The sequence below is a fragment of the Vibrio sp. E150_011 genome, from assembly GCF_053544015.1.
Genome location: NZ_JBHFOL010000003.1, coordinates 283,728 through 308,655, shown reverse-complemented (window position 1 = coordinate 308,655; position 24,928 = coordinate 283,728). Strand labels below are relative to the sequence as shown.

22 protein-coding genes are annotated in these 24,928 nt (G+C 44.3%); 12 read left to right on the top strand and 10 right to left on the bottom strand.

What is annotated here, in order from left to right:
- Positions 1-89: 89 nt before the first annotated feature.
- The 5 genes from queF to xni all read left to right on the top strand — a co-directional run bounded on the left by queF (position 90) and on the right by xni (position 7,449).
- Positions 90-965: an NADPH-dependent 7-cyano-7-deazaguanine reductase QueF gene (gene queF, locus ACE1OE_RS07495; RefSeq protein WP_449210610.1), complete on the top strand. Its 876-nt coding sequence runs from the start codon at positions 90-92 to the stop codon at positions 963-965.
- 25 nt (positions 966-990) lie between these two features.
- A complete protein-coding gene (locus ACE1OE_RS07490) occupies positions 991-3,264 on the top strand; it encodes a tetratricopeptide repeat protein (RefSeq protein WP_449210609.1) in 2,274 nt (757 codons plus the stop codon).
- 104 nt (positions 3,265-3,368) lie between these two features.
- Entirely contained in the window at positions 3,369-4,937 is a 1,569-nt protein-coding gene (locus tag ACE1OE_RS07485; RefSeq protein ID WP_449210608.1) for a diguanylate cyclase domain-containing protein, read from the top strand.
- Positions 4,938-5,233: 296 nt separating this feature from the next.
- On the top strand, positions 5,234-6,595 hold the full coding sequence (gene ppnN / locus ACE1OE_RS07480; protein WP_102468454.1) for a nucleotide 5'-monophosphate nucleosidase PpnN: 1,362 nt from the start codon (positions 5,234-5,236) through the stop codon (positions 6,593-6,595).
- A gap of 62 nt (positions 6,596-6,657) precedes the next feature.
- On the top strand, positions 6,658-7,449 hold the full coding sequence (gene xni, locus ACE1OE_RS07475) for a flap endonuclease Xni (RefSeq protein ID WP_102468453.1): 792 nt from the start codon (positions 6,658-6,660) through the stop codon (positions 7,447-7,449).
- A gap of 17 nt (positions 7,450-7,466) precedes the next feature.
- Here the strand turns inward: xni and rlmM are convergent, their stop codons facing one another.
- From rlmM to seqA, 6 genes are all read right to left on the bottom strand, one after another.
- A complete protein-coding gene (gene rlmM, locus ACE1OE_RS07470) occupies positions 7,467-8,558 on the bottom strand; it encodes a 23S rRNA (cytidine(2498)-2'-O)-methyltransferase RlmM (RefSeq protein ID WP_372059323.1) in 1,092 nt (363 codons plus the stop codon).
- A complete protein-coding gene (locus ACE1OE_RS07465) occupies positions 8,555-9,007 on the bottom strand; it encodes a DUF423 domain-containing protein (RefSeq protein ID WP_449210607.1) in 453 nt (150 codons plus the stop codon). Before ACE1OE_RS07465 ends, rlmM begins: the two co-directional genes overlap by 4 nt.
- On the bottom strand, positions 8,997-9,623 hold the full coding sequence (locus ACE1OE_RS07460; protein ID WP_449210689.1) for an alpha/beta family hydrolase: 627 nt from the start codon (positions 9,621-9,623) through the stop codon (positions 8,997-8,999). The genes ACE1OE_RS07465 and ACE1OE_RS07460 overlap by 11 nt, the downstream gene beginning before the upstream one ends.
- 22 nt (positions 9,624-9,645) lie before the next feature.
- Positions 9,646-10,554, bottom strand: a complete 909-nt coding sequence (locus tag ACE1OE_RS07455) for a transcriptional regulator GcvA (RefSeq protein WP_102468450.1) — start codon at positions 10,552-10,554, stop codon at positions 9,646-9,648.
- A 452-nt stretch (positions 10,555-11,006) separates the two neighbouring features.
- Positions 11,007-12,653, bottom strand: a complete 1,647-nt coding sequence (gene pgm / locus ACE1OE_RS07450) for a phosphoglucomutase (alpha-D-glucose-1,6-bisphosphate-dependent) (protein WP_449210606.1) — start codon at positions 12,651-12,653, stop codon at positions 11,007-11,009.
- Between the two features lie 93 nt (positions 12,654-12,746).
- On the bottom strand, positions 12,747-13,277 hold the full coding sequence (gene seqA / locus ACE1OE_RS07445; protein WP_102468448.1) for a replication initiation negative regulator SeqA: 531 nt from the start codon (positions 13,275-13,277) through the stop codon (positions 12,747-12,749).
- 93 nt (positions 13,278-13,370) lie between these two features.
- Between seqA and ACE1OE_RS07440 the strand changes: the two genes are divergently transcribed.
- The 3 genes from ACE1OE_RS07440 (at position 13,371) to fldA (ending at position 15,029) form a co-directional block, all read left to right on the top strand.
- Positions 13,371-14,126, top strand: coding sequence for an alpha/beta fold hydrolase (locus tag ACE1OE_RS07440; protein WP_449210605.1), 756 nt, complete (start codon positions 13,371-13,373; stop codon positions 14,124-14,126).
- Positions 14,127-14,223: 97 nt separating this feature from the next.
- Complete coding sequence (locus ACE1OE_RS07435) at positions 14,224-14,445, top strand: DUF2788 domain-containing protein (RefSeq protein ID WP_102468447.1); 222 nt, start codon at positions 14,224-14,226, stop codon at positions 14,443-14,445.
- A gap of 50 nt (positions 14,446-14,495) precedes the next feature.
- Positions 14,496-15,029 carry a flavodoxin FldA gene (gene fldA, locus ACE1OE_RS07430; RefSeq protein WP_102468446.1) on the top strand — a complete coding sequence of 178 codons (534 nt, stop codon included), beginning with the start codon at positions 14,496-14,498 and terminating at the stop codon, positions 15,027-15,029.
- Between the two features lie 81 nt (positions 15,030-15,110).
- On the opposite strand, the gene ACE1OE_RS07425 is transcribed toward fldA, so the two are convergent.
- Both ACE1OE_RS07425 and ACE1OE_RS07420 read right to left on the bottom strand, forming a co-directional pair.
- Positions 15,111-15,509 carry a hypothetical protein gene (locus ACE1OE_RS07425; RefSeq protein ID WP_449210604.1) on the bottom strand — a complete coding sequence of 133 codons (399 nt, stop codon included), beginning with the start codon at positions 15,507-15,509 and terminating at the stop codon, positions 15,111-15,113.
- Between the two features lie 78 nt (positions 15,510-15,587).
- Positions 15,588-16,100 (bottom strand): DUF4442 domain-containing protein, encoded by a 513-nt coding sequence (locus tag ACE1OE_RS07420; protein ID WP_449210603.1) that lies wholly within the window; start codon positions 16,098-16,100, stop codon positions 15,588-15,590.
- A gap of 191 nt (positions 16,101-16,291) precedes the next feature.
- On the opposite strand from ACE1OE_RS07420, the gene fcrX reads away from it, so the two are divergent.
- The gene (fcrX, locus tag ACE1OE_RS07415; protein ID WP_102468443.1) at positions 16,292-16,738 is read left to right on the top strand and encodes a ferric iron uptake transcriptional regulator FcrX; all 447 of its coding nucleotides are present in this window, start codon (positions 16,292-16,294) and stop codon (positions 16,736-16,738) included.
- Positions 16,739-16,819: 81 nt separating this feature from the next.
- On the opposite strand, the gene glnS is transcribed toward fcrX, so the two are convergent.
- Both glnS and nagE read right to left on the bottom strand, forming a co-directional pair.
- A complete protein-coding gene (glnS, locus tag ACE1OE_RS07410) occupies positions 16,820-18,490 on the bottom strand; it encodes a glutamine--tRNA ligase (protein WP_449210602.1) in 1,671 nt (556 codons plus the stop codon).
- A 202-nt stretch (positions 18,491-18,692) separates the two neighbouring features.
- On the bottom strand, positions 18,693-20,264 hold the full coding sequence (gene nagE / locus ACE1OE_RS07405; RefSeq protein WP_449210601.1) for an N-acetylglucosamine-specific PTS transporter subunit IIBC: 1,572 nt from the start codon (positions 20,262-20,264) through the stop codon (positions 18,693-18,695).
- A gap of 478 nt (positions 20,265-20,742) precedes the next feature.
- Between nagE and nagA the strand changes: the two genes are divergently transcribed.
- The 3 genes from nagA (at position 20,743) to ACE1OE_RS07390 (ending at position 24,779) form a co-directional block, all read left to right on the top strand.
- Complete coding sequence (gene nagA / locus ACE1OE_RS07400) at positions 20,743-21,879, top strand: N-acetylglucosamine-6-phosphate deacetylase (RefSeq protein WP_449210600.1); 1,137 nt, start codon at positions 20,743-20,745, stop codon at positions 21,877-21,879.
- A 2-nt stretch (positions 21,880-21,881) separates the two neighbouring features.
- Positions 21,882-23,096, top strand: a complete 1,215-nt coding sequence (gene nagC, locus ACE1OE_RS07395) for a DNA-binding transcriptional regulator NagC (protein WP_102468439.1) — start codon at positions 21,882-21,884, stop codon at positions 23,094-23,096.
- Between the two features lie 102 nt (positions 23,097-23,198).
- On the top strand, positions 23,199-24,779 hold the full coding sequence (locus ACE1OE_RS07390; protein ID WP_449210599.1) for a cation:proton antiporter domain-containing protein: 1,581 nt from the start codon (positions 23,199-23,201) through the stop codon (positions 24,777-24,779).
- Positions 24,780-24,928 lie beyond the last annotated feature (149 nt).

Sequence of the window (24,928 nt, the reverse complement as noted above, 5' to 3'; positions counted from 1 at the left end):
ATTGACCGCGTATTTCCGCTCACAAAAGATGACAGCTATTGCTGGATCTCGTAAAATTCGCATTATTCTAATCGAAATATCACACAATTATGAGCAAATATTCAAACGCTGCCGCGCTTTCTGGCCTCACTCTCGGGCAGAAAACCGATTACACTAATCAATATGACCCATCATTGTTGCAACCTGTGCCAAGAAGTCTTAACCGAGACGACCTTGAACTGGGCGGCGAGTTACCGTTTCACGGCTGTGATATTTGGACGCTTTATGAGATATCTTGGCTAAACAGCAAAGGCTTACCACAGGTTGCCATTGGTGAAGCCTCAATCCCGGCTACCAGCGAGAATCTCATTGAGTCGAAATCATTTAAGCTCTACCTCAACAGTTTTAACCAAACACGATTTTCGAATTGGGATGAGGTTCAAAATACCATTCAACGCGATCTATCACATTGTGCCGGTGAGGAAATAAGCTTAACGCTCACTGCCGTTAAGGATTTTGAACAATCTTCTATTGTGGGTATGGCCGGTGAATGCATCGACGAGCAAGATATTGAGATCGATAGCTATGAATTCGATGCCAAACTCCTGTTAGGGGCAAGTGATGCTAATGCGAATACTCATGGTATTAAGAGTAACGATATCGTCGAGGAAGCGTTACATAGCCACCTATTAAAATCGAACTGCTTAATTACCAATCAACCAGATTGGGGCAGCGTGGAAATCCAATATAACGGTCCGAGAATCGACCGTGAAGCCATGCTTCGCTATCTTGTGTCCTTCCGAGAGCATAATGAATTTCATGAGCAATGCGTTGAACGTATCTATATCGATATTATGCAATACTGTCAGCCAACCTCGTTGACCGTATACGCTCGTTACACTCGACGCGGTGGTTTAGATATTAATCCTTATCGCTCAAGCAGCACGATACTTCCTACACACAACACTCGTATGGCTCGACAATAAATGATCATTAAGAATGGACGCACTGATGAAATCTAAGTTCTGGCCTGTATTAGGGTTAGTCGTCTCACTATTTGCAGGCGTTTACTCCATGCCGCTTCATGCGCTCAATTTTACGTCCCCACTGCTCGTTGAGGCCGATAAACTCGTCGAGATTGAGCCAGCAAAAGCAAGCGAGATTGCCAGCAACTATCTAGAAAGTAGAAAGTTCATCGAGCAGCATGATGACCGACCATCAAATCTATCCAGAGATGATACCGATCAACGTGTCCGTACCCCTCTAAGCTCTGTGAACGCACTCACTATTTTAGCGCAAGCACAGTTTAACCTTGGTCATATGAAGAGTGCGCTTGAGCACTTAGCCGACGCCGAGGCAATGACAAAGAAGTATCGCTTGTTGTTTCTTGAGCTTGACGTTCGTATCTTAAAAACACGATTGACTTGGCTTAAAGATGGCGACGGGGCGAGTGCGCTGGATGCGTTAAAGCTGATTGAAAGCGAGTTAGAAGGCATCCGAAAAGGCCATAGCATCGCTAACCGCACAAGTTATAAAATTAAGATCCTTCAAGGTGAAATCGCGTCGGCTGAGAACGAATTCGAGCTGGCTAATCACATGTATCAAAAAGCCGGTATTTACGTCCCAAGCGACACCTTATCGAAGTTATCGATAAGCTATCATACGGCTTACGGTACGCACTTCTTACGCTATCGCCGCTACAATGAAGCCCTTTCAGAATTACTGCTGGCTTACTGGACCGCCATTGAACTCGACTCAGGCGACCAATTAGCACATATTAACCAACTGCTTGCGCAACTTTTCATGCAAAGACAGGTATTAGATAAAGCACTCGAGCATTTATCTCAAGCGGCTAATTTTTATGATAACTACCCAGACTCACCGGTTCTGGTCGACGTCTTAAAGTTGATGGGCGATATCTATTTTCTGCAAGGCAAATATAACCTCGCATTAGTGCATTACTTTAATGTCGTTGACCATAGAAGTTTTGACAAAAACATCGAAAAGGTCATCGATATTCGAATTAGCTTAGCCTCAACGTATTTGCAGCTCTATAACTACCCGTTGGCCGAGCAATATCTATCTCGCGCTCAGACCCTATTATCATTTTCGGATTTTCCAGCACTTAAAGCCCGAGCAGCCTTGCTTTATGCGGGCTTGGCTTACCACCAGCAAGAAAGCGATAAAGTACTAGAGCATGCGAATGAAGCGTTGACCTTGAACCAATCCCTTAAACATACCTCTATCGAACAACAGGCCTATCAACTGTTGGCGTTAGGTTATGAGCAAAAAGGCGATTACAAACTTGCACTTGAGAACATCAAGCAAGCTAACTCTCTGCGGATATTTCAACAAGATCAACTGAATCAAATTAGTGAGGACGCCTTCCGCCAACAAAAACAATTTGTCGAACAAGGCCTTCATTACGAAACACAGAAACTAGAACTGAAAGATGCCATTGCTGCTCAAACGAAATTTCAAAAAGTTGCTTTTGGTCTTTTTTGCGCAGTAAGCGTTGTATTCTTGTTTGGCGCTCGCATGTTCTTTGTTCATCGTCGTATGAAAAACGAACTCATCGAGCTCAACGAAAACCTATTCACACACGCTCGGTCAGGACTTCCTAACTTGCGTTTGCTTAACGCTAACCTTCCAAGTTCACTACAACGCACCCAGCGTAACTTTGAACAGTGGCAAGTAGGCGAACTGATCAATGAACCACTGAGCGATCGCTTACGTTTTGTCATGATCGATATTCCATTCTTACGCAATATGTATCTTCAAAATGGATACAAAGCCGGATTAGAACTGGAGCGAGCATTTGGCGAATTTATTCGCAATAAGATCGATAATCCTTCACGGATCTACCATTTCTCCGATGCCAACCTCCTGTACATTGAGCCGAGTATTAAGCCACGTACCGCAGAAAGCTTGTTTGATGAAATACAGAGTTGGGTCACCGAGTTTGAACCTAACCGTAAGATCAACCGTATCGTGCGTGTCGGTATGGCCAACTACCCCTTCTTACCAAGAGCGTATACGGCGATCAACGACAAAGAATTATTGGATATTCTTCTGGTTTCAACCCATATGGCCAGACACATCAGCATGCAAGAAAATAAAAGTCACTGGGTATACCTCAAAGCCATTGATAACGCGCCAGCCGCAAGCCTTGCAACTGATGACATAAGGAAAGCGTGTAAGACAGCCATCAATCAAGGCTTAATAAAAGTCCATTCATCTTCCCAGAATGAGGACGGCTTCAAAAAAACGCTCACTGACGGGTAAAAAAACAGCACTTGAACCTAAGACTACGTGACGTTGTGATGTTTTTTGTTATTATCATTTAATCCATCAATAAACATCACAACCAATTAGTTTTTATAGAATTTATGGGCTCATCTGAACGCGATACATCAGAGCAACTCCACCTGTTGAAAATACAGTTGGAGCAACTTCGCGTTGCCCAACGAGATGCGTCCCTTAAATGTCGGCGAGAACAAACCATATTAAAACGCTTTATTTCAACACTCAGCAATGCCCACATTGGCTCTCATTCCCGTATTGACGAAAAACTGCTTGAGCTTCGTCAAGAGTTAGAGCACAACACAGACATCAGCAGTTTAATCCCTCGTTTTGCAATATTAGAGCGTTTAATCACCCAAAAGGCGTCAGCGCTCGATAAGCAAAGTATTTCATTAGAGGAACAACTTCGTCGCAGTGGAGAAACCCTACAACGAATTACTGGCCTACCCGCTCAAATCAAGCGCGACCTACGCACCGTTCTCACCTACAGCGATAAACACAATTTCAAAAAAACCGACAATGCCATCAAGCTACTCGGTATTTATGAACGCGCCATCAAAATAATCACCTCGAATACATCACTCACTCCTAAAGAGCATGAAAGTGCGCCCAATAGTAATCTGCTTTTTGGTTTGAATGAGGAACTTCAGAACTTGATTACCGAACTCGATTTTGAGGGTGAATCCGGGGAACAACTGCTAGAAATTCGAACAAAATTACTGATGGATATTTCAAGTGACGCGTTACTTGAACTAACGCTCCGCGTACTGCGCTTAGTGATTGATGGCACAAATTATGAGAGAAAAACATCCGAGCAATTCTTAAAACAAGTCAACGGCTCTCTTTCTCACTCACTCAAGAACGGCACGCAAAACCTCGATCAAAACCAAGTCTACTTTGAGCAAAGGCAGCAAACGCATCAAGAGCTGAGTTCTTTAGTCGCAAGCAGCAAAGCCAACATCAACCAAGGCACTGACATAGAAACGGTTAAACGTACGATGGAACCGATCCTAGCGCAGTTAGCCTCCCTAACAGAGCGACTGCAACATGCGGAAGAACGAGAACAAGCTTTATTGGAACGTATGCAATATAGCAATAACCAATTAGAAGGGCTGTTCGATGTTACGCAAGACTATCGCCGTCGACTGGAAGATCAATCAAAACGCTTGCTCACCGATCCTTTAACGAAGGTTTACAATAGAGCCGCATTACTCGACAAGCTCGAATTAGAATATCGTCGCTGGCTAAAAAACCAACACTCACTTCGCATTGTGATTCTTGATATCGACAAATTCAAAAGTATTAACCACAACTTTGGTTACAGCGCTGGTGATAAAGCATTAAAAATCATTGCTCGAACCATCTCTAGTACGGTTTGTAACACCGATACGGTTGCTCGTTTTGCGGGTGAAGAATTTGTGCTTATTATGCCAGAACAAAATGACGCACACTGCCAGAAAATAATTAAAGAAATTCAACTTAAAATCAGTAGCTTACCATTCAAATTTCGCGATCAGCTGATCACGATCACCCTCTCTGCAGCCAGTACTTCATTTAATCAAAATGATACCCCTGACGAGGCTCTAGGACGCCTACACAAAATCTTAAGGCAATCGAAAAAACAAGGGCCTAACCAGTTTGCTTGGGAACGATAATCCAAACTGGTAATTTATAAATAATCTATATTTCATACGGTTATATTTCAAATAACCATAGCAAGTTGTCTTAACTTTGCTAATCTATAACTGTACTCCATCGTGACACTTTCAAAGAAATTAACGTGTCGCCGTTTACAGTGGTCAAGTTAACGCCGCTCATTGACCGTAACTAGACAATACGAATTAAGACGATCGCGTTACCCTTCCTGCCCATTCTAGTAGCCCCGTCCATAAAGATATGGCTCAATCCAAAAGGTGGGTATTCGCTTCCCTTTCTAGACTAAGGAAATGCCATGATTACGCATATTAGCCCTACAGGCAGCATGGATCTTCTCTCTCAACTTGAAGTTGAGCGCCTTAAAAAAACCGCCGCCAGCGATCTTTATCAGCTCTATCGTAATTGTACGCTTGCCGTTTTAAATTCAGGCAGCCACACCGATAACTCCAAAGAGCTGCTCGATAAAAATCGTTCGTTTGATGTCAACGTTATGCGCCGAGAGAGAGGGATAAAACTCGAACTCGCGAACCCTCCAGAGCATGCCTTTGTTGACGGCCAAATTATTAAAGGCATCCAAGAGCACCTTTTCTCCGTGTTGCGCGACATTGTTTACGTCAACATGCACCTTGCCGATAGCCAACGTTTAAACCTCACCAATTCCACGCATATTACAAATTTAGTGTTTGGTATTTTACGTAACGCCGGCTCACTCACGCCGGGCATAGAACCTAACTTAATTGTTTGCTGGGGTGGCCACTCCATCAACCCAACGGAGTACCAATACACTCGAGAGGTCGGTAATGAACTAGGGCTACGTGAACTCAACATTTGTACCGGTTGTGGTCCTGGCGCGATGGAAGGCCCAATGAAAGGTGCCGCCATTGGCCATGCTAAGCAACGTTACCAAGAAAAACGTTATTTAGGTCTGACCGAGCCCTCGATTATTGCCGCTGAGCCGCCAAACCCAATCGTCAACGAGCTCGTCATCATGCCGGATATTGAAAAACGTTTGGAAGCCTTTGTGCGCATGGGGCATGGCATTATCATCTTCCCTGGAGGCCCTGGGACGGCAGAAGAACTACTCTATATATTGGGCATTATGATGCACCCGAACAATGCAGAACAACCAATGCCAATTGTTTTAACTGGGCCAAAGGAAAGTGAGGCATACTTCCGCTCGATAGACCAATTTGTACGTGACACATTAGGAGAAGAGGCGCAAAAGCATTACCAGATCATCATTGATGACCCAGCCAAAGCGGCGAGAGTAATGAAGGGAGCGATGCCAGAGGTGCGAGAGCATCGTAAAAAAAATGGCGACGCCTACAGCTTTAACTGGTCCCTACATATCGAACCCGAGTTCCAGCTTCCATTCGATCCAACACACGAGAATATGGCTGGACTGGATTTACATCTCAATCAACGACCAGAAAATCTAGCGGCCGCATTAAGACAAGCATTTTCAGGCATTGTCGCTGGGAATGTGAAAGCCGAAGGCATCCTAGAAATAGAGAAACATGGACCATTCTTGATCGATGGTGACAAAGACCTAATGACCAAGATGGACAAATTACTCGGTGATTTCGTTCAACAACAACGGATGAAACTGCCAGGTTCAGAATACATCCCATGCTATAAGCTAGCTAATAACGAATAAAATTCTGAAACTCGTTAGTAGATTTATTACAATAAGACCATGTTATTCCGTGGTCTTTTTTTATGTCTATTCATCTAGTGATTATTGATGCTCTAAACCTTCTACGACGTGTGCACGCTGTACAGCCTGATCCAGAGGATATTGAACGTACAATTCTCACTACCTCGAGAACACTAAAACGGATCATCAAAGAGTCGGAGCCCACACACATCATTGCTGTGTTTGATCACCATGAACAAGACCGTGGCTGGCGAGGTGACATCTTACCTGGGTACAAACAGAACAGAAAACCAATGCCCGAACCACTGTGTCGCGGATTAGAAAAAGTGCAAGATGCATGGTGGCAATTAGGGATTGATTCATTATTGTCGGAGGGCGATGAGGCTGATGACTTGGTGGCAACACTCGCGGTAAAAGTCGCCAGTCATGGTGAAAAGGTCACCATTATCTCGACAGATAAAGGCTACTGCCAACTCCTATCACCCACACTACAGATCCGTGACTACTTCCAACACCGCTGGTTAGATGCGCCATTTATCGAAGCTGAGTTTGGTGTTAAGCCAACGCAGCTTGCTGACTATTGGGGACTGACGGGCGTCAGCTCTTCTCAAGTTCCAGGAGTCCCTGGGGTAGGACCAAAAGCAGCAAAAGAGATACTCACTCAGTACGAGACGATTGAAGCCGCCTTCATCGGTGAAGACCTGCCGAAGAAATATCGAAAAAAACTCGATGAGCACATCGAGCTAGCACGAAAATGCCAACAGATTTCTGCGTTAAAAACAGATATTGAGTTAGGGTTTAACCTACAAGATATTCGGTTTGACGAAACGGAACATCTAGGCTCGAAAGCCTAGATGTGAATACGTCATCATTAATATGGCGAGATATTTGATAGCACTTGGATATGCACCGTAATTTCCTCACGGTCATGGTATAAGTGCTTAGCTTGCAGGGTGTACTTCACTTTATTGTCATTGAGGAAAATCTTTAGATTCTCAATGTCTTGAAGTACTTCATCATAGCGACCTTTCATTGGGAGCTTAAGATTGAAGATGGTTTCTTTCGCCCACCCCTTGATAAGCCATTCGCCCATCAACTGTGCCACGCGAGCTGGCTTTTCAATCATATCGCAGACTAGCCAAGTAACATTTTTACGAGGTGGTTCAAATTTGAAACCATCTGCTTGGTGGTGTTTAACCTGACCGGTATTCATTAAACTGTCAGCCATCATGCCGTTATCAATAGCATGAACGAACATAGAGCGACGTACCAGTTGATACGTCCAACCACCAGGGCAAGCCCCAAGGTCAACCCCCCACATACCAGACGCGAGTCGTGTATCCCACTCTTCTCTTGGAATAAATACGTGAAACGCTTCTTCCAATTTCAACGTAGAACGACTTGGTGCATCGGCAGGAAACTTAAGTCGCGGTATGCCCATAAAAAACGCAGAGTTGTTCAACGGTAATGAGTAACCAATATAACAGTGACCTGGTTCAGTAAAACAGATATGCAGAACTGGCTTTTTTGCGTTGTCTTTATTGTAGAGCAAACCTTTACCACGCATCGCTTGACGCACTGGCACTGTAAATTTACGACAAAACTTTAACAGCTCTTTCGCTTCATTGGTGTCTGGGGTTTCAATACGAAGATCACCACACATTGGCAAGCCATCAACGTCATTCAACGATTCAAGAATCGGTGAGATACGATCGTCTGTTGGCAGTGACTCAAGCTCACTCGCAATAGCAAAAATCTGGCGAGCAAAGATCAGCGATTTAAAGTCAATATCGCGTACTAGTTTTGCTGCATCACCTTCTTGGTAGCATTCAAATAACACATACCCTGAGTTATTTTTTACTCTTGGAAAACCAAAAACCTCAAGCTGATTCGCTTTGTCTTGAATTTCACCAGCACACTCTTTTTCGAATCCAGAGCGGCAATATAGCATTAACTGTTTCACTGATTGACTCCATCTTTGGTCGTATCGTCAGTCATCCGATATCCAGCCAGAGCAAGGAATCCCCACCCGACCATGAACATCACACCACCTAATGGAGTGATTGGCCCAAACCATTTCACTCCTGTTAGCGCTAGGGCGTATAGACTACCGCTAAAGAAAAGGATGCCGATGATAAAGCAAATCGCAGCCCGATGAAATGTCTTTTGTGAATTAGCATCACCCGTGCTTCGAATTAACAACGCACAGAACAGCAAAGCGATGGTATGAATGAATTGATACGTCACGCCGGTTTGAAAAGTACTCAGTAACGAAGGCGAAAGTATTGCTTTCAACCCATGAGCCGCAAACGCCCCTAACGCTACACTGAGCATGCCAGACAAGGCCGCTATAATAATAAAAGCTCGGCTCCATGTCAGGAACGGTTGGATACCCAAGGCATTATTCGACATCAGTAATCCCTTTTACAAACAGCGCAAGGCGATCAACGGCCATTTGGCGGTTTTGTGTCTCAGTAAAACCAGAGGCTTTGCGCGGTTTTAAACTATGGTCGCCATCAGGGATAAAGGTCACCACAACATCATTTGAAAACTCAAAATGCTCAAACTCTTCGCGCTTGCCAAATGTATCTCGCTCGCCCTGCAAAATTAAGCACGGCTTCGCGATACTGGCAAGCTGTTCACCTTTATAGTTTTCAGGTTTGCCCGGCGGATGAAAAGGAAACCCCAAACACGCTATTGCTTTCACATTAGGGTGCTCTGATAACAATGAGGCCATTCTTCCGCCCATAGATTTGCCACCAATGACTATCTGACTATCGCCTGCGATGGCATCAATTACAGCCGTCATCGCGTCTAAGAGCTTGGGAGCGCGATCGGGTGGGCGCTTTTTTCCATCTTCGGCACGTTTCACCATATAAGGGAAATTAAAGCGAACAACTCGAATGTCTTTGGCTGCTAATCGTGTTGCCATATCTTGCATGAATTCATGATCCATTCCTGCCCCGGCACCATGTGCAAACAAAAACAACGGTGCCCCTTCAGGACCGTCGATTAGTAAGGTATCCATCAATTGGCTATCTATCGATATCTTATCCATCAAACAATACCTCTTGCTCTCGTTGAGCCTTCGCTAGCATCCAATCTCTAAATGTTGCAATTCGTCCCATATCGGCTTGTTTCTCGTGACAGACGACATAAAACGCGTTTTTGCTCACTAATACCTCATCAAAGGGAGCAATCAAGCGCCCTGCATCCAACTCAGGTTGCGCAAGCACGTTATTACCGAGTGCAATACCTTGACCATGAGCGGCAGCCTGTAACACCATCGTTGAGTGGCTAAAGATAGGACCGTGGTTCACATTTACGCCATCTAACTCATTTTGCTTGGTAAATTGTTTCCAATCTTTACGAGACGTATCGTGCAGCAACGTATGTTGGGACAAATCTGCAAGCGTATCGAGTGGTTTACTGCCCAGTAATAACGCGGGCGCACACAAGGGGACTAAAAATTCTTGGTACAGTTTATCAGCACGCAAACCAGACCAATTGCCGCGACCATAATAGATGGCCACATCCACATCGTCCGTCAACGACCCTTCATCCATATCGACCGCTTTGATACGAACATCAATATCTGGCTCTTGTTGATTAAAGTCCGCTAAGCGAGGCACCAACCATTGGATAGCAAAGCTTGGCGGCAAACTAATGGTCAGAGCGCCTTTCTCACTGCGTTCCAACACCTTATCTGTTGCTTCAGAAAGAGCCGTAAAAATATCTTTGATATCAAGAAAGTAGCTTTGCCCCTCTTCCGTTAGTAATAACGAACGATTTCGGCGACGAAACAGCTTTAAGCCAAGAAATTCTTCTAAGGCTTTTATCTGATGACTCACCGCAGCTTGAGTAACAAAAAGCTCTTCCGCAGCGCGAGTAAAGCTGAGATGGCGCGCCGCAGCTTCGAAAACTTTCAAAGAGTTAAGTGGGGGTAAACGTCTAGACATAGCGCTCTCTCAAATGCATTAGTTTTTTTTATCTGAAACATTATAAATTGTCCATTGCCGAACGGCCAGAGAAATTCTATATTTCATCCCGCAAGCACAAGTCTGAACGGCTTGATTCTCTCTAGAATCAATTGACTTGTGATTGCGATGTTGTGTTTGCAATCTCGATTTTCGAGTTCGGTAGTTTCTACCACCATGCTTTGATTAGTTATCCCCTATTCGAGGCATGTACTTCCTGTTTTGACCTGTCTGTCAAATTTTCTTACACCGCCTTTATGGCGGTGTTTTTTTTGCCTTCTATTTAGGTTTTCCGATACAACTTAGGTTTCCGATATAACTTAGTTTTCCAATACAAGCAACTCGACATGTGAACAGTAAAAGCAGGCATAAAAAAACGGCCACATATTGTGACCGTTTTTTACATTTTTACAAATAGCTGAGCTAATCGTTAATTACAGTCCTGCTTGAGCAAAGACTTGGTTAACTATCTCTTGCGCTTCGGCTTCAATCAGCTTGAGATGAGCTTCGCCTTTAAAGCTTTCACAATAGATTTTGTAGATGTCCTCTGTTCCAGAAGGACGGGCAGCAAACCAGCCATTTTCAGTGGTTACTTTCAGACCACCAATCGCGGCACCGTTACCTGGCGCATGCGTTAAACGAGCCGTGATCGCATCACCTGCTAGTGTTTCTGCCGACACCATCTCAGGAGACAACTTCTTAAGTACATTCTTCTGCTCGGTATTCGCAACCGCTTGAATACGGTTGTATTGGGATTCGCCGTGTTTTGCGGCTAGCGCTTCATAGTACTCTTGAGGGTTTTTACCCGTTACAGCGGTAATTTCCGCCGCAAGCAGGCATAAAATAATACCGTCTTTATCGGTTGACCATGGCGTTCCGTCTTTACGTAAGAATGACGCGCCAGCGCTCTCTTCACCACCAAAGCCAAACTCACCGTTGTACAACCCATCAACGAACCACTTAAAGCCCACAGGCACTTCACACAAAGTACGACCAAGATCCGCGACGACACGGTCAATTAACGCGCTTGATACTAAGGTTTTGCCAACAGCGACATCCTCACGCCATTGGGTACGGTGGCGATAAAGGTAATCGATACACACCGCTAGGTAATGGTTTGGATTCATCAAACCTTTTGGTGTCACAATTCCATGACGGTCGTAGTCAGGGTCATTACCAAAGGCAAGGTCATAATCATCTTTTAACGCAAGCAAACCAGCCATCGCATAAGGTGATGAACAATCCATGCGCACTACACCATCTTTGTCCAATGACATAAATTGGAAAGAAGGATCAATAGCGTCACTGACTAAAGTCAGGTCAAGGTTGAACGTTTTACCAATTTGGCGCCAATACTCGATACCAGAGCCACCTAATGGATCAACGCCAATTTTTAACTTCGCTTTTTGAATCGCTTCCATGTCGATAACATTCACGAGATCGTCGATGTAAGGTTGAACTAAGTCACGAGATTCAACCAAGTCTGATTTCAACGCTATCGCAATCGGTAGACGTTTTACGTCTTTCAATTCATCAGCAATAATCTCGTTTGCTCTATCTTCAATCGCTTGAGTCAATTCAGCTTCAGCAGGGCCACCGTGAGTAGGGTTGTACTTAATGCCCCCATCTTGAGGCGGGTTGTGCGAAGGCGTGATAACAATACCATCAGCTTTGGCATCATTGACAAGGTTGTGAGTCAGGATAGCGTGAGAAACACCAGGAGTTGGCGTATAACCGCCATCTTCTTGAATGACGACTTTGACACCATTAGCCACAAGAACTTCAACCACATTGGCAAACGCAGGCTCTGACAAGGCATGCGTATCTTTACCAATGAACAATGGGCCTGTTGTTCCGTGCTGCGCGCGGACTTCAGCAACCGCTTGTGCGATGGCTAAAATATGGTTTTCATTAAATGTCCCTTTATCTGCGCTACCTCTGTGACCAGAGGTACCAAACTGAACTCGATGCGCTGAATTCTGCGGTTCCGGTTGAATGAGAAAGTAGTTAGATACTAATGCGGGAATATTGTACAAATCTTCTTGCTGAGCCTTCTGGCCCGCTCGAGGATGTATAGCCATAACAGACGTCCTTTTAATATTAAGCCTAAAAAACAAAAAAAAACCTCATAATTACCGTTAGTTGCCGGTTCTTATGAGGCTTGAATCGAAACTCTAAATGGATACCGTCACTTTCTCGACGATATCGGCAGGCATTCCCATCACAGTCATGACCTGCTCCACCATTTGCCGTTTGCGGCTGGTGTTCGTATTCGTTATTACCCAGAGTGGCGTATTAGGAATGGCTTTAGGTTTTGTTGTAGTGCCACTCTCTAACAATGTATTTTCGTTATCTGCAAAATATACGCGTTTGCGCCCTTTTACCTGCGTCGCTTCAGAAAAGCCTTCTGGGTTTAAGCGATGAAGGGTTGATAACACCAACATAAATCTATCAATCGCTTTCTTTAACCCTGCAAATTCGTCAGAGATAAGCAAAGTGCGCATTTCTTTAACAAAATCAACCTGTTCAACTTTTGGCGCTTCTTTGCTGACAACGATAGTTTTAGCGGCGGCCGGTTTCTGTTCCGTTTTTGACGCATCCACATCAAGGAGTCGCCTCAAAATATCAGAAGCACTCTCACCTATATGGTGGGTTTGACTGGCAATGTAACGGTATAGATCCTCATCAACCTCAATTGTTTTCATTCGCTTTTCACAATCTCTATGTTTAAACTCTGATTGATTATAACGAGTTCCGCCGTGAACCTCTACGATAAACGCATCACGAATAACAGAAAAATGTCAGTACTATTAAACTATAAAAGAGAAGGGACCGGCCAGCCCGTTGTATTAATCCATGGCTTATTTGGTGACCTGAATAATTTAGGTGTGCTTGCGCGCGACTTAAAACAAGATTTTGATGTCATCAGTATCGACCTCAGAAATCATGGTAGCTCCTTTCACAGCGACATTCACGACTATCGAAGCATGGCCCAAGACGTGAGTCATTTACTCACCACTCTCAGTATTGAGTCGCCCATCGTAATTGGACATTCAATGGGAGGAAAGGTGGCGATGGCGGTTAGTGAACACTACCCTATCGCCAAGCTTATTGTGTTAGATATGTCACCCGTGAAATACACGTCACGACGCCATGACAATGTATTAGCAGGGCTTGATGAAGTGCTCAAGCACCCGCCCTCTTCCCGTTCTGAGGCTATGGCGCTGTTAGCGCAGCATGTTGAAATGGAAGGGGTACGCCAATTTTTAGGTAAATCACTGTTCAAGCGAGGCGACCACCTAACGTGGCGATTTAACGTTGAATCACTCAAGTCCAATTATCTGGATATACTCGATTGGATACCCATTACCAAAACCAACGTACCTATTCTCTTTATTAAAGGTGGCGACTCTGATTACCTTACCGCCGAACACCAGCCACTCATTCAGGCGCAGTTCGCACACCCCAAAGCACATGTAATCGCCAACACTGGACATTGGTTGCATGCAGAAAAACCAACCGAAGTACTGCGAGCAATTCGAAAATTCATTTAATTTGACATCAAACGAATGCTTGTTCACGAGCTTGGATTAACTTTATCTTTTAACAGTGGTATAGTTTCGCGCAAGCATATTGGCATAAAGGAATAGCATGCTTTACGACTACATAGACAAGTTGGAATCTATTGGATTAGATTTGTTGTTTGCATCGATTTTCTTCTTAATCGGTATGGCAATAAAAGACGTTCTCAAGCAAGGTAACGTCCCAACGTTTGGTCGCCGTATTGTGTGGCTAGTGCTCTTTCTTGGTTGCGCTGGTTTTGTTGCCAAAGGCATCATCCAACTCAGCTGGGAAGGCTCTGGGATAAGTTAACTATCCCCACTTCTTTAGTCAAAAATAGACAATGAAAAGGTACTGATTCTATGGCAAGTGTAGGTCTATTCTTTGGTAGTGACACTGGTAACACAGAAGCTATCGCAAAGATGATCCAAAAACAATTGGGTAAACAGCTCATTCACGTTCAAGATATCGCAAAAAGCAGCAAAGAAGATATTGATAACTTCGACTTGCTTCTTTTGGGTATCCCGACTTGGTATTACGGTGAAGCTCAAGCAGATTGGGACGATTTCTTCCCTGAGCTTGAAGGCATCGACTTCTCAACAAAGCTGGTAGCGATCTTTGGCTGTGGCGACCAAGAAGACTATGCTGAGTACTTCTGTGATGCTATGGGTACAGTACGTGATATCGTTGAAGCAAAAGGTGGCACCATCATCGGCCACACTTCGACAGAAAGCTATGAATTTGAAGCATCAAAAGCTCTCGTTGAAGGCGATGAGTCTCAGTTTGTTGGTTTGTGCATCGATGAAGATCGTCAGCCAGAGCTAACGGATGCTCGCGTCTCTACGTGGACGAAGCAACTTTATGAAGAAATGTGCTTAGCTGAGCTCGAAGACTAATTCGTCGCTCCTAGCGATATAAAAAATGCCTCCAAATCGGAGGCATTTTTTATTGTGTTTACGGATTATTATGCGGCTTGTTTATTGAACTGAGTTGCTACAGATTCGAGTTTTAGACGCGGTTTGACCATTGTCAAACTCAACCGTTTCGGTTGCAGCTATTTGCGCAACGTTACTGAATTTCCCCTTCAGCAAAGGCGTGAGTTGCTGACAAACCTGTTGAGTCATGGTCTCCAACATCCAGCTCGTCATTGATTCCGTTTCTGGCTCCCCTCGGGACCGATACTGAGTGGTCCGAAATAGAATACCATCAGCAAAACTAAGGCGCATATCCACCACTGAAATATCAGGATTCGCTTGCTGAAAATGGCTTTTTTCGAGGTCGCGATTCAGCTCATCAAGCACTTGTGGTGTCAATTCATCGGCTAAGACCATCCCACTTAATAGACAGCCCAGTAATGCCATTGTCATTCGCTTCATACCTAACCCTTCATCTACTTTTTACTTTCTACTAATAATAAACAAAAAAAGACAATGGTCATCGTACAGTCGTTGAATCTAAGCTTGCACCGATGGCGACTCATCATCGCTTATATCGCGAAATTTTGGTTTCTTGCGGATGTAAAGTTTACGCTGAATCGTGGCAACCACGTCACTATCTTGGTTGCAGATGTGCGTGATAAATTCTGGAAAACATTTATCGCCTGTGGCGGTACTTTGTAAGATTTGTTCAAGCGCATCTTGGCTAATGACGAACTCAGCGTTTAAATCTGAAAAACCCGGCTTTAGGAAGTCGATACTCGCTTCTTTATCCCAAACATAATACTGCTCACGCAAGATCCCCATTAACATCAGAGAATAAATAGGGTCTGTCATAGCAAAAATACTGCCCCCAAACTGAGAGCGGTTAGCGTTTTTATTCCACCACCTGAGTTTTAGACGAACCTTAACCGAGCGGAAGTCTTCACTAATATCAACAATTCGAATACCAGCCCCCCAAAATGGTGGCCATATGTTAAGTGCAAACTTGACGTAGTTGGGCTTATATATCTTTTCTAATCGTTTATCCATCAATCGTCGCTCGTTACGAAATGTAAACAAATTGTAACTGGTCAGATGTGTTTGTAAAGTGACGAAGTTCGACTTCTATGTTAATAGTTAGTAACCCCTTGAAGTTCGTGGTTTATTGTTAAGCCTTAGTGCCCTATAATGATGGGATTATTGACATCTGTTTATTGCTGCAGATCATCACAGGAACGTATATGTCAGACAATAACAAAGCACTCAAAGATGCCGGCCTTAAGGTCACACTGCCTAGACTTAAGATCCTAGAAGTCTTGCAGAAACCGGAATACCAGCATATCAGTGCTGAAGATTTGTATAAGAAACTTATCGATTTAGGTGAAGAAATTGGTTTAGCGACCGTTTATCGCGTATTAAACCAATTTGACGATGCGGGTATCGTCACTCGTCACCACTTTGAAGGTGGTAAGTCTGTATTTGAATTATCAACCCAACACCACCATGACCATCTTGTATGTCTAGATTGTGGTGAGGTGATTGAATTTTCTGACGAGATGATCGAGACACGCCAAAAAGAAATTGCCGCTCGATACAACATTGAGCTCACCAACCACAGCCTCTATTTATATGGAAAATGCGTTGGCGGTGCGTGCAAAGAAAACCCGAAAGCGCACAAACCAAGTTAGATTATAATTCGAAACAAAAAAAACCAGCCGAGTGGCTGGTTTTTTTATAACTAAAAAGCGCCTATGGTAAGGCGCATAGTATTAGTTTGTCTCTATTTTTGCCCAAGTATCACGTAGCCCAACGGTACGGTTAAATACGAGTGCTTCAGGCTGAGAATCTTTACCATCCACGCAGAAGTAACCGGTACGTTCAAACTGATAACCTTGTTCGGCTGTCGCTGCTGCTAAGCTAGGCTCAACAAAGCCATTAAGCACAACCAAAGATTCTGGGTTGATCGTAGCAGCAAAATTATCTTCTGCCGCAGGGTTGGCAACCGTGAATAAACGGTCGTATAGACGAATCTGTGCCGGTAGACCTTTATCAGCAGAAACCCAATGAATAACGCCTTTTACTTTACGACCATCTGCAGGGTTTTTGCCTAGAGTTTCATCATCATAGCTACAGAAAATCGTTGTGATATTACCTTCAGCATCTTTTTCGATGCGTTCCGCTTTGATCACGTAAGCACCGCGCAAGCGTACTTCTTTACCCAATACCAAGCGCTTGTATTTTTTGTTTGCTTCCTCACGGAAATCATCACGCTCAATCCACAACTCACGAGTAAATGGTACCTCACGGCTACCCATTTCAGGTTTGTTTGGATGATTGGCAATATTCAGCGTCTCGACTGTGTCTTCAGCAAAGTTTTCAACAACCACTCGGATTGGATCTAATACCGACATGGCACGTGGTGCATTTTCATTAAGATCATCACGAATACAGGATTCTAATGAACCAAATTCAATCATGTTCTCTTGTTTGGTCACGCCAATGCGCTTACAAAACTCTCGAATAGAAGCCGGTGTAAAACCACGACGGCGCAAACCCGAGATCGTAGGCATCCGTGGATCATCCCAGCCATTAACCAATTTTTCAGATACCAACTGGCTCAGCTTACGCTTTGACATAACGGTATATTCAAGGTTAAGGCGGCTAAATTCATACTGATGTGGTTGGCAATCAATCGTAATGTTTTCCAAAACCCAGTCATACAGACGACGATTATCTTGGAACTCAAGCGTACATAGTGAGTGAGTAATCCCCTCGAGTGCATCTGAAATACAGTGCGTAAAGTCATACATCGGGTAGATGCACCACTTATCGCCTGTTTGATGGTGCTCAACAAAACGGACACGATATAACACAGGATCACGCATCACCATGAACGATGAGCTCATGTCGATTTTTGCACGTAAGCACGCTGTGCCTTCTGCAAACTCACCCGCACGCATCTTCGCAAACAACGCTAGGTTGTCTTCAACGCTACGATCACGGTATGGGCTCGGCTTACCTGGTGCGGTTAACGAACCACGGTATTCACGGATTTGTTCTGGGCTTAACTCATCAACATACGCAAGGCCTTTATTGATTAGCTCAACCGCATAATCATGCAACTGATCGAAGTAGTTCGACGAATAACAGATCTCACCAGACCAATCAAAGCCTAACCAGCTTACGTCATTCTTAATAGATTCAACGTATTCTACGTCTTCTTTTTCAGGGTTAGTGTCGTCAAAGCGTAAGTTGCACTGACCTTGATAATCCTGAGCAATACCGAAGTTCAAACAAATAGATTTCGCGTGACCGATGTGCAGGTAACCATTAGGTTCCGGCGGAAAACGAGTATGCACGCTAGTATGTTTGCCATCGGATAAATCTTTATCAATGATTTGGCGGATAAAGTTCGATGGACGAGCCTCAGCTTCACTCATCTATAACACCTCTATGTTTTAGTATTGTCAGATTGTATGGGCTCCAATGATCCACAATTCCTCGCAAAACCACAACAAGAACTCGCACTTTATAGAGATTATTTTTGGTTATCACGCCACCTCAAACTATTCAGGATACATAAAACAAAAAAAAGCCTCTCCAAAGAGAGGCTTTACTTGTCAATTGCGCTTAAATGATAGCCTAAGGAAGTTTAACTTCTGTTAGGTCTTCGCCTGCACCAATTGCTTTCATTTCACCAGCAACGATTTCAGCTAGAGGGCCCAGGATAACCTGCAGATTATTTTCACCTAGCTTAACTACACCTTTCGCGCCGAGCTTTTTAAGAACAGTTTCGTCAACGATAGAGCGGTCTTTCATTGTTAGACGTAGACGAGTAATACATGCATCGATAGATGTCAGGTTATCGTGTCCGCCTAGTGCTTTAAGGTATTGGCGAGCAACCTCACCCTTAGGTGCGTCAGCAGATACATCGGCTGCAACTTCGTCATCGTCTTCACGACCAGGCGACTTCAGGTTGAATGCGCGGATAGCGAACGAGAATGTGAAGAAGTACAGAGCACCAAAGCCAAGACCAATAAGTAGCAATACGAATGGTTTAGTTGCTAGACCCCAGTTCAACACGAAGTCGATAAGACCTGCAGAGAAGCCGAAGCCGTGCAGCGTACCAAACATGTTAGCAACAACTAGTGATAGACCAGTGAACACAGCGTGCATTGCGTATAGAGCTGGAGCAAGGAACACGAACATGAATTCAAGTGGCTCTGTAATACCCGTTAGGAATGAACAGAATGCTACTGAGAACAGTGCGCCACCAACTTGGCTGCGTTTTTCAGCAGGCGCCGCTAGGTACATAGCAAGAGCAGCACCAGGAAGACCGAACATCATGACAGGGAAGAAACCATTCATGAATACGCCAGCGCCTTTATCGCCGCCAAAGAAACGGTGCAAGTCACCAGACTTAAGTGTTTCTGTTACTTCTTTTACTGTTGCTGTGATTTCTGGTGTTACAGAGTTAGCAAACTCAAATGTGTGCGTTTGGCCAGCCACTAGCGTTTTCGCAAGAGCAGGGTCAATACACAATTGTTGGATAGAAGGAAGTGCTTGACCAGCGGCTTGAGCGCCAGTGATTAGGACTTCTTGACATGTACCCATACCAAACCAGAAGTAAGAGTTAAGAACATGGTGAAGACCAACAGGGATAAGTGCACGGTTAAGGGTACCATAAACGAATTGACCAACTGCGCCAGACGTTGATACAGCGTGTGCTAGAGAATCTAGACCAGATTGAATGCCAGGCCAGATCACACCAGATAATGCACCAGCAACTAGAGCAAATAGACCCGCCATAATTGGAACAAGACGTTTGCCAGAGAAGAATGCTAGCCATTCAGGTAAACGCGTCGCGTGGAATGCGTTGTATGAATGTCCCGCGATGATACCTGCAAAGATACCGCCAAAGAACGACATATTAACGTCTGCGTTAATCGTTGCTGCTGTTGCCGTTAATACGAAGTAAGCCACTGCGCCTGCAAGACCTGCCGCACCGTTACCATCTTTAGATAGGCCAATCGCGATACCCAAACCAAATAGCAAAGGTAGTTGACTGAAAATTGCGTTACCCGCAGCCGCCATAAATGCAATGTCTAGTAGGTCAGGTTGACCCAAACGAAGTAGAAGTGCTGCGATTGGAAGCGTTGCAATAGGAAGCATCAATGCCTTCCCGAGCTTCTGTGCATATCCTAATATATTCACCGTGTGTTCCCCCTATAGGAATTTTAATTTTGGACGACTTATTTTAGCCGTTCAATTTAGTCCTCCTCAGTTTATGAAATTAATTTTGCTCCGCAAATTAAAACCTCCCTATTTGTGATCATAATCACCAGTTTTTGTCAAAATAGAGGCTTTTTGCTAGCGAGATCATAAAACTTATTTTATCATACGAAAAAATGGTGAGATCTCGGTAAGATTTCATTGGTGAGAGTTGCAGTACGTGGTCACGTTTTTATGAGCAATGCATAAATAAACGCCCACAAAAATTAAAAATAATAACAATAATTCTCATTTTATCATTGAGTTAACATAAAAAGTGTAACTAATTATAACTTGCTAAATAAAAAATTGAATTCATTGCTAAGTAACACAAACTAAGTTTCAAATACGACGATGTCGAGAAGTCAGTTTGGTACTTGCGGTGAGGTAAACAGAATTAAAACACAAGGATTCGCTAACTATGTATGCATTAACCAATTGTAAGGTCTTCACGAGTAGTGATGTTCTCAATAATCATGCTGTTGTTATCAACGGTGACCAGATTGAAGCGGTATTACCATTATCTGAACTTCCTGAGTCCATAGAGCGTGTCGACCTCAACGGAGCTAACGTCAGTCCAGGTTTTATTGATCTGCAACTTAACGGTTGTGGTGGTGTTATGTTCAATGACGAAATCACCGCTGACACTATTCAAACGATGCACCGTACCAACATCAAAACAGGCTGTACGAGTTTTCTACCAACCTTAATTACTTCGTCGGATGAAAATATGCGTCAAGCACTAAATGCTGCGCGTGACTACAATAATAAATATAAAAATCAATCTCTTGGCCTTCATTTAGAAGGCCCTTATCTAAATGTTGAGAAAAAAGGCATCCATAGCCCAGACTTCATTCGACGTTCAGATGATGCAATGATCGATTTAATCTGCGAAAATAGCGACTTAGTCGCAAAAGTAACACTCGCACCAGAACAAAATGCCCCAGAGCATATCGAAAGACTGCATAAAGCTGGCATAGTAGTGTCTATCGGGCACACAAATGCGACGTATGAACAAGCTCGTCAAGGGTTTGAATCTGGCATCACATTTGCCACGCACCTTTTTAATGCAATGACACCGATGACAGGTCGCGAACCTGGTGTGGTTGGTGCCATTTATGACACACCCGATGTATACGCTGGTGTTATCGCCGATGGCTTCCACGTTGATTACGCGAATATTCGTATCGCGCATAAAGTGAAGGGTGAAAAGCTGGTATTAGTGACCGACGCCACAGCTCCAGCGGGTGCTGAGATGGATTACTTTATTTTTGTCGGTAAGAAAGTATATTACAGAGAAGGGAAGTGCGTTGGCGAAGACGGAACGCTAGGCGGTAGCGCACTGACTATGATAGAAGCGGTTCAAAATACAGTTGAACACGCCGGTATTGCTTTGGACGAAACGCTACGAATGGCAACACTCTATCCTGCTAAAGCGATGGGACTGGATAATAAACTCGGTCGCATCAAAAAAGGCATGATAGCTAACTTGGCCATATTCGATCGAGATTTCAACGTCCAAGGTACAATTGTTAACGGACAATACGAGCAAAGTTAAGTATGAATGGCGGACAGATAGGTAACGTAGATTTAGTAAAACAACTGAATAGCGCAGCGGTTTACCGTTTAATAGACCAAAAAGGGCCTATCTCGCGCATTCAAGTTGCCGATGTAAGCCAACTGGCTCCAGCCAGCGTTACTAAGATCACCCGCCAGCTGCTAGAGCGTGGCCTCATCAAAGAGGTCGCCCAACAAGCGTCAACAGGTGGACGACGTGCGATTTCATTGACAACCGAAGTCGCGCCTTTTCACTCGATTGCTGTAAGACTGGGGCGAGATTATGTCCAACTCTCCCTATACAACCTGGGCGGCAACGAGCTGGCCTTTGTTCAAAAAGAGCTCCATTACGCCGATCAAAATCAACTGGCAAAAGGGTTAGTGTCTAATCTTCAAGCCTTCTTAAATGAGCACAGCCGTCGTATAGACCAATTAATTGCCATTGGTATCACGCTTCCTGGCTTAGTGAATCCGACCACCGGCGTGGTCGAGTACATGCCCAATACCGATATCGATAAACTGGAACTGGCCGATCTCATACGCACCCAATTTAACGTTGAATGTTTTGTTGGTAACGACGTAAGAGGAATGGCCCTCGCTGAACATTACTTTGGTTCAAGCCGAGACTGCCAAGATTCAATCCTGGTCAGTGTTCACCGAGGAACAGGCGCAGGCATCATTGTCAATGGACAAGTCTTCTTAGGCTTTAATCGCAACGTTGGTGAAATCGGTCATATCCAAATTGATCCACTCGGCGAGCAATGCCAATGTGGTAACTTTGGTTGTTTAGAAACGGTTGCCGCTAACCCAGCGATTGTTCACCGCGTAAAAAAACTCATTGATCAAGGCTATGAGTCAACATTATCACTCAAAGAAGACATCACCATCGAAGATGTATGTTCGCATGCATTAAATGGCGATGAACTGGCAAAACAAAGTTTAGTTCGAGTTGGGAACCAACTTGGTAAAGCCATCGCAATGACAGTGAATTTATTCAATCCGCAAAAAATCGTGATTGCTGGCGATATTACCATGGCAAAAGACATCGTCTTCCCGGCAATTCAGCGCAATGTTGAGAACCAATCGCTCACCACATTCCATACCGGACTACCTATCGTTGCCTCTGAGATCGACAAACAACCTACCATGGGGGCGTTTGCGATGATCAAACGAGCCATGCTCAATGGTGTTCTGTTACAAAAATTGTTAGAAGATTGAGAACTTGTATCGAATTTATCAACTGATAGTTTGATATACTTTGAATAAAGGGATGACCACACTTCGGTGTGGTCTTTTTTATAGACCAACATTAGTTGAATTATGGAACTTATACTCGTTACCGTTGCTTTCTTAGCTGGCTTTCTCGCATTAAAATGCCAACTACCGCCTATGGTAGGTTTTCTACTCGCAGGTTTTGCTCTGCATAGCGCTGGCTTCGAATCTTCAGATACCATGGTGACTCTCGCCGATCTCGGTGTCACACTGTTGCTGTTTACTATTGGCTTAAAGCTAGATATCAAAACCTTGCTCTCCAAAGAAATTTGGGCTGGCGCCACCATCCACAACATACTGTCCACCCTTTTGTTCGCCATACTATTACTTGGACTTAAGGTGCTCGGTGTTTCTAGCCTTGCCACGTTAGAAGTGGAGCAACTGATTTTGCTCGGCTTTGCACTTTCTTTCTCGAGTACTGTTTTTGCGGTTAAAACACTGCAAGAAAAAGGCGAGCTCAACGCGACGTATGGCACTCTCGCGATTGGTATTCTCGTCATGCAAGACGTGTTTGCCGTCATCTTTTTGACCGCATCAACAGGAAAGATACCCGAGTGGTACGCCATTGGCCTGTTCGCTCTGCCTCTCGCTAGGCCATTAATGTTCAAACTGCTTAATAAAGCCGGACATGGTGAGATGCTGGTGTTAAGCGGGATCTTTTTTGCCTTAGTAATGGGCGCTGGGTTATTTGACCTTGTCGGTATGAAGCCCGATCTCGGCGCACTGATACTAGGCATGTTGCTCGCCTCTCATCCAAAGGCATCCGAGTTATCCAAATCACTATTCAATCTGAAAGAGCTGTTCCTAGTTTGCTTCTTTCTTAACATCGGCCTCTCAGATCAACCCACCATTGAGGGCTTTATCCTCGGCGTCTTATTGTTGTTCTTGCTGCCTCTAAAAGGCGTACTGTATTTTGCGGTCATCAACGCCTTCAAGTTCCGTGTCCGTACCAGCTTATTGACAACCTTCACCCTGTTTAACTTTAGTGAGTTTGGCCTGATTGTCGGTGGATTAGCTTACAAACTTGGCTGGATCTCCAGCGATATTCTCGTCGCTATCGCGATCTCTGTTTCCTTATCGTTCGTCATATCCGCGCCGCTTAATCGAATCGGACACCTGATTTATTTGCGCTCGTCAAAATGGCTAAAAGAACAAGCAGCAGAAAAAATAAATCTGCGTGATCAGTTCATTAACCCTGGCGAAGCACAGGTATTGATTCTAGGTATGGGAAGAATAGGGACAGGTGCATACGACGAACTCTATGAGCGCTACGGCAAAGTCAGTCTCGGCGTTGAGGTTCGTGAAGATGCGGCGCTTGTTCATCAGCAAAAAGGACGAAATGTCATTTCTGGCGACGCAACTGACCCCGACTTTTGGGAGCGCATCTTAGATACAGCGCATGTGAAATTAGTTTTATTGGCGATGCCACACCATTTAGGGAACCAAACGGCTCTATCACTGTTGCAACAAACCAACTTTAAAGGCCAGGTCGCCGCAATCGCAGCCTACCCTGATCAACTAGAAGAACTGGAGGCGATGGGCGTTAATGCTGCCTTCAATATTTACAGTGAAGCGGGCAGCGGTTTTGCACGACATGTCTGTGAACAGCTTAATCCCACGCTAAAATAGACATTACGTCCCTTTACGCTGATGGCATCAGCTTAAGGGGACGGCCACCAAATGCTCACCTAACACACCAAGATTAGATAATATTTACAATAAAGCCACTATCATTAAATTTTATCTAATGTTAGTCGGGGTTTATCTTCTTTTTCATT

Bases quoted from the DNA above. Each gene is read 5' to 3' on its own strand.
- queF (WP_449210610.1), top strand. From the start codon at position 90: ATGAGCAAATATTCAAACGCTGCCGCGCTTTCTGGCCTCACTCTCGGG.
- ACE1OE_RS07490 (WP_449210609.1), top strand. From the start codon at position 991: ATGAAATCTAAGTTCTGGCCTGTATTAGGGTTAGTCGTCTCACTATTT.
- ACE1OE_RS07485 (WP_449210608.1), top strand. From the start codon at position 3,369: ATGGGCTCATCTGAACGCGATACATCAGAGCAACTCCACCTGTTGAAA.
- ppnN (WP_102468454.1), top strand. From the start codon at position 5,234: ATGATTACGCATATTAGCCCTACAGGCAGCATGGATCTTCTCTCTCAA.
- xni (WP_102468453.1), top strand. From the start codon at position 6,658: ATGTCTATTCATCTAGTGATTATTGATGCTCTAAACCTTCTACGACGT.
- ACE1OE_RS07465 (WP_449210607.1), bottom strand. From the start codon at position 9,007: ATGTCGAATAATGCCTTGGGTATCCAACCGTTCCTGACATGGAGCCGA.
- ACE1OE_RS07460 (WP_449210689.1), bottom strand. From the start codon at position 9,623: ATGGATACCTTACTAATCGACGGTCCTGAAGGGGCACCGTTGTTTTTG.
- ACE1OE_RS07455 (WP_102468450.1), bottom strand. From the start codon at position 10,554: ATGTCTAGACGTTTACCCCCACTTAACTCTTTGAAAGTTTTCGAAGCT.
- pgm (WP_449210606.1), bottom strand. From the start codon at position 12,653: ATGGCTATACATCCTCGAGCGGGCCAGAAGGCTCAGCAAGAAGATTTG.
- seqA (WP_102468448.1), bottom strand. From the start codon at position 13,277: ATGAAAACAATTGAGGTTGATGAGGATCTATACCGTTACATTGCCAGT.
- ACE1OE_RS07440 (WP_449210605.1), top strand. From the start codon at position 13,371: ATGTCAGTACTATTAAACTATAAAAGAGAAGGGACCGGCCAGCCCGTT.
- ACE1OE_RS07435 (WP_102468447.1), top strand. From the start codon at position 14,224: ATGCTTTACGACTACATAGACAAGTTGGAATCTATTGGATTAGATTTG.
- fldA (WP_102468446.1), top strand. From the start codon at position 14,496: ATGGCAAGTGTAGGTCTATTCTTTGGTAGTGACACTGGTAACACAGAA.
- ACE1OE_RS07425 (WP_449210604.1), bottom strand. From the start codon at position 15,509: ATGAAGCGAATGACAATGGCATTACTGGGCTGTCTATTAAGTGGGATG.
- ACE1OE_RS07420 (WP_449210603.1), bottom strand. From the start codon at position 16,100: ATGGATAAACGATTAGAAAAGATATATAAGCCCAACTACGTCAAGTTT.
- fcrX (WP_102468443.1), top strand. From the start codon at position 16,292: ATGTCAGACAATAACAAAGCACTCAAAGATGCCGGCCTTAAGGTCACA.
- glnS (WP_449210602.1), bottom strand. From the start codon at position 18,490: ATGAGTGAAGCTGAGGCTCGTCCATCGAACTTTATCCGCCAAATCATT.
- nagA (WP_449210600.1), top strand. From the start codon at position 20,743: ATGTATGCATTAACCAATTGTAAGGTCTTCACGAGTAGTGATGTTCTC.
- nagC (WP_102468439.1), top strand. From the start codon at position 21,882: ATGAATGGCGGACAGATAGGTAACGTAGATTTAGTAAAACAACTGAAT.
- ACE1OE_RS07390 (WP_449210599.1), top strand. From the start codon at position 23,199: ATGGAACTTATACTCGTTACCGTTGCTTTCTTAGCTGGCTTTCTCGCA.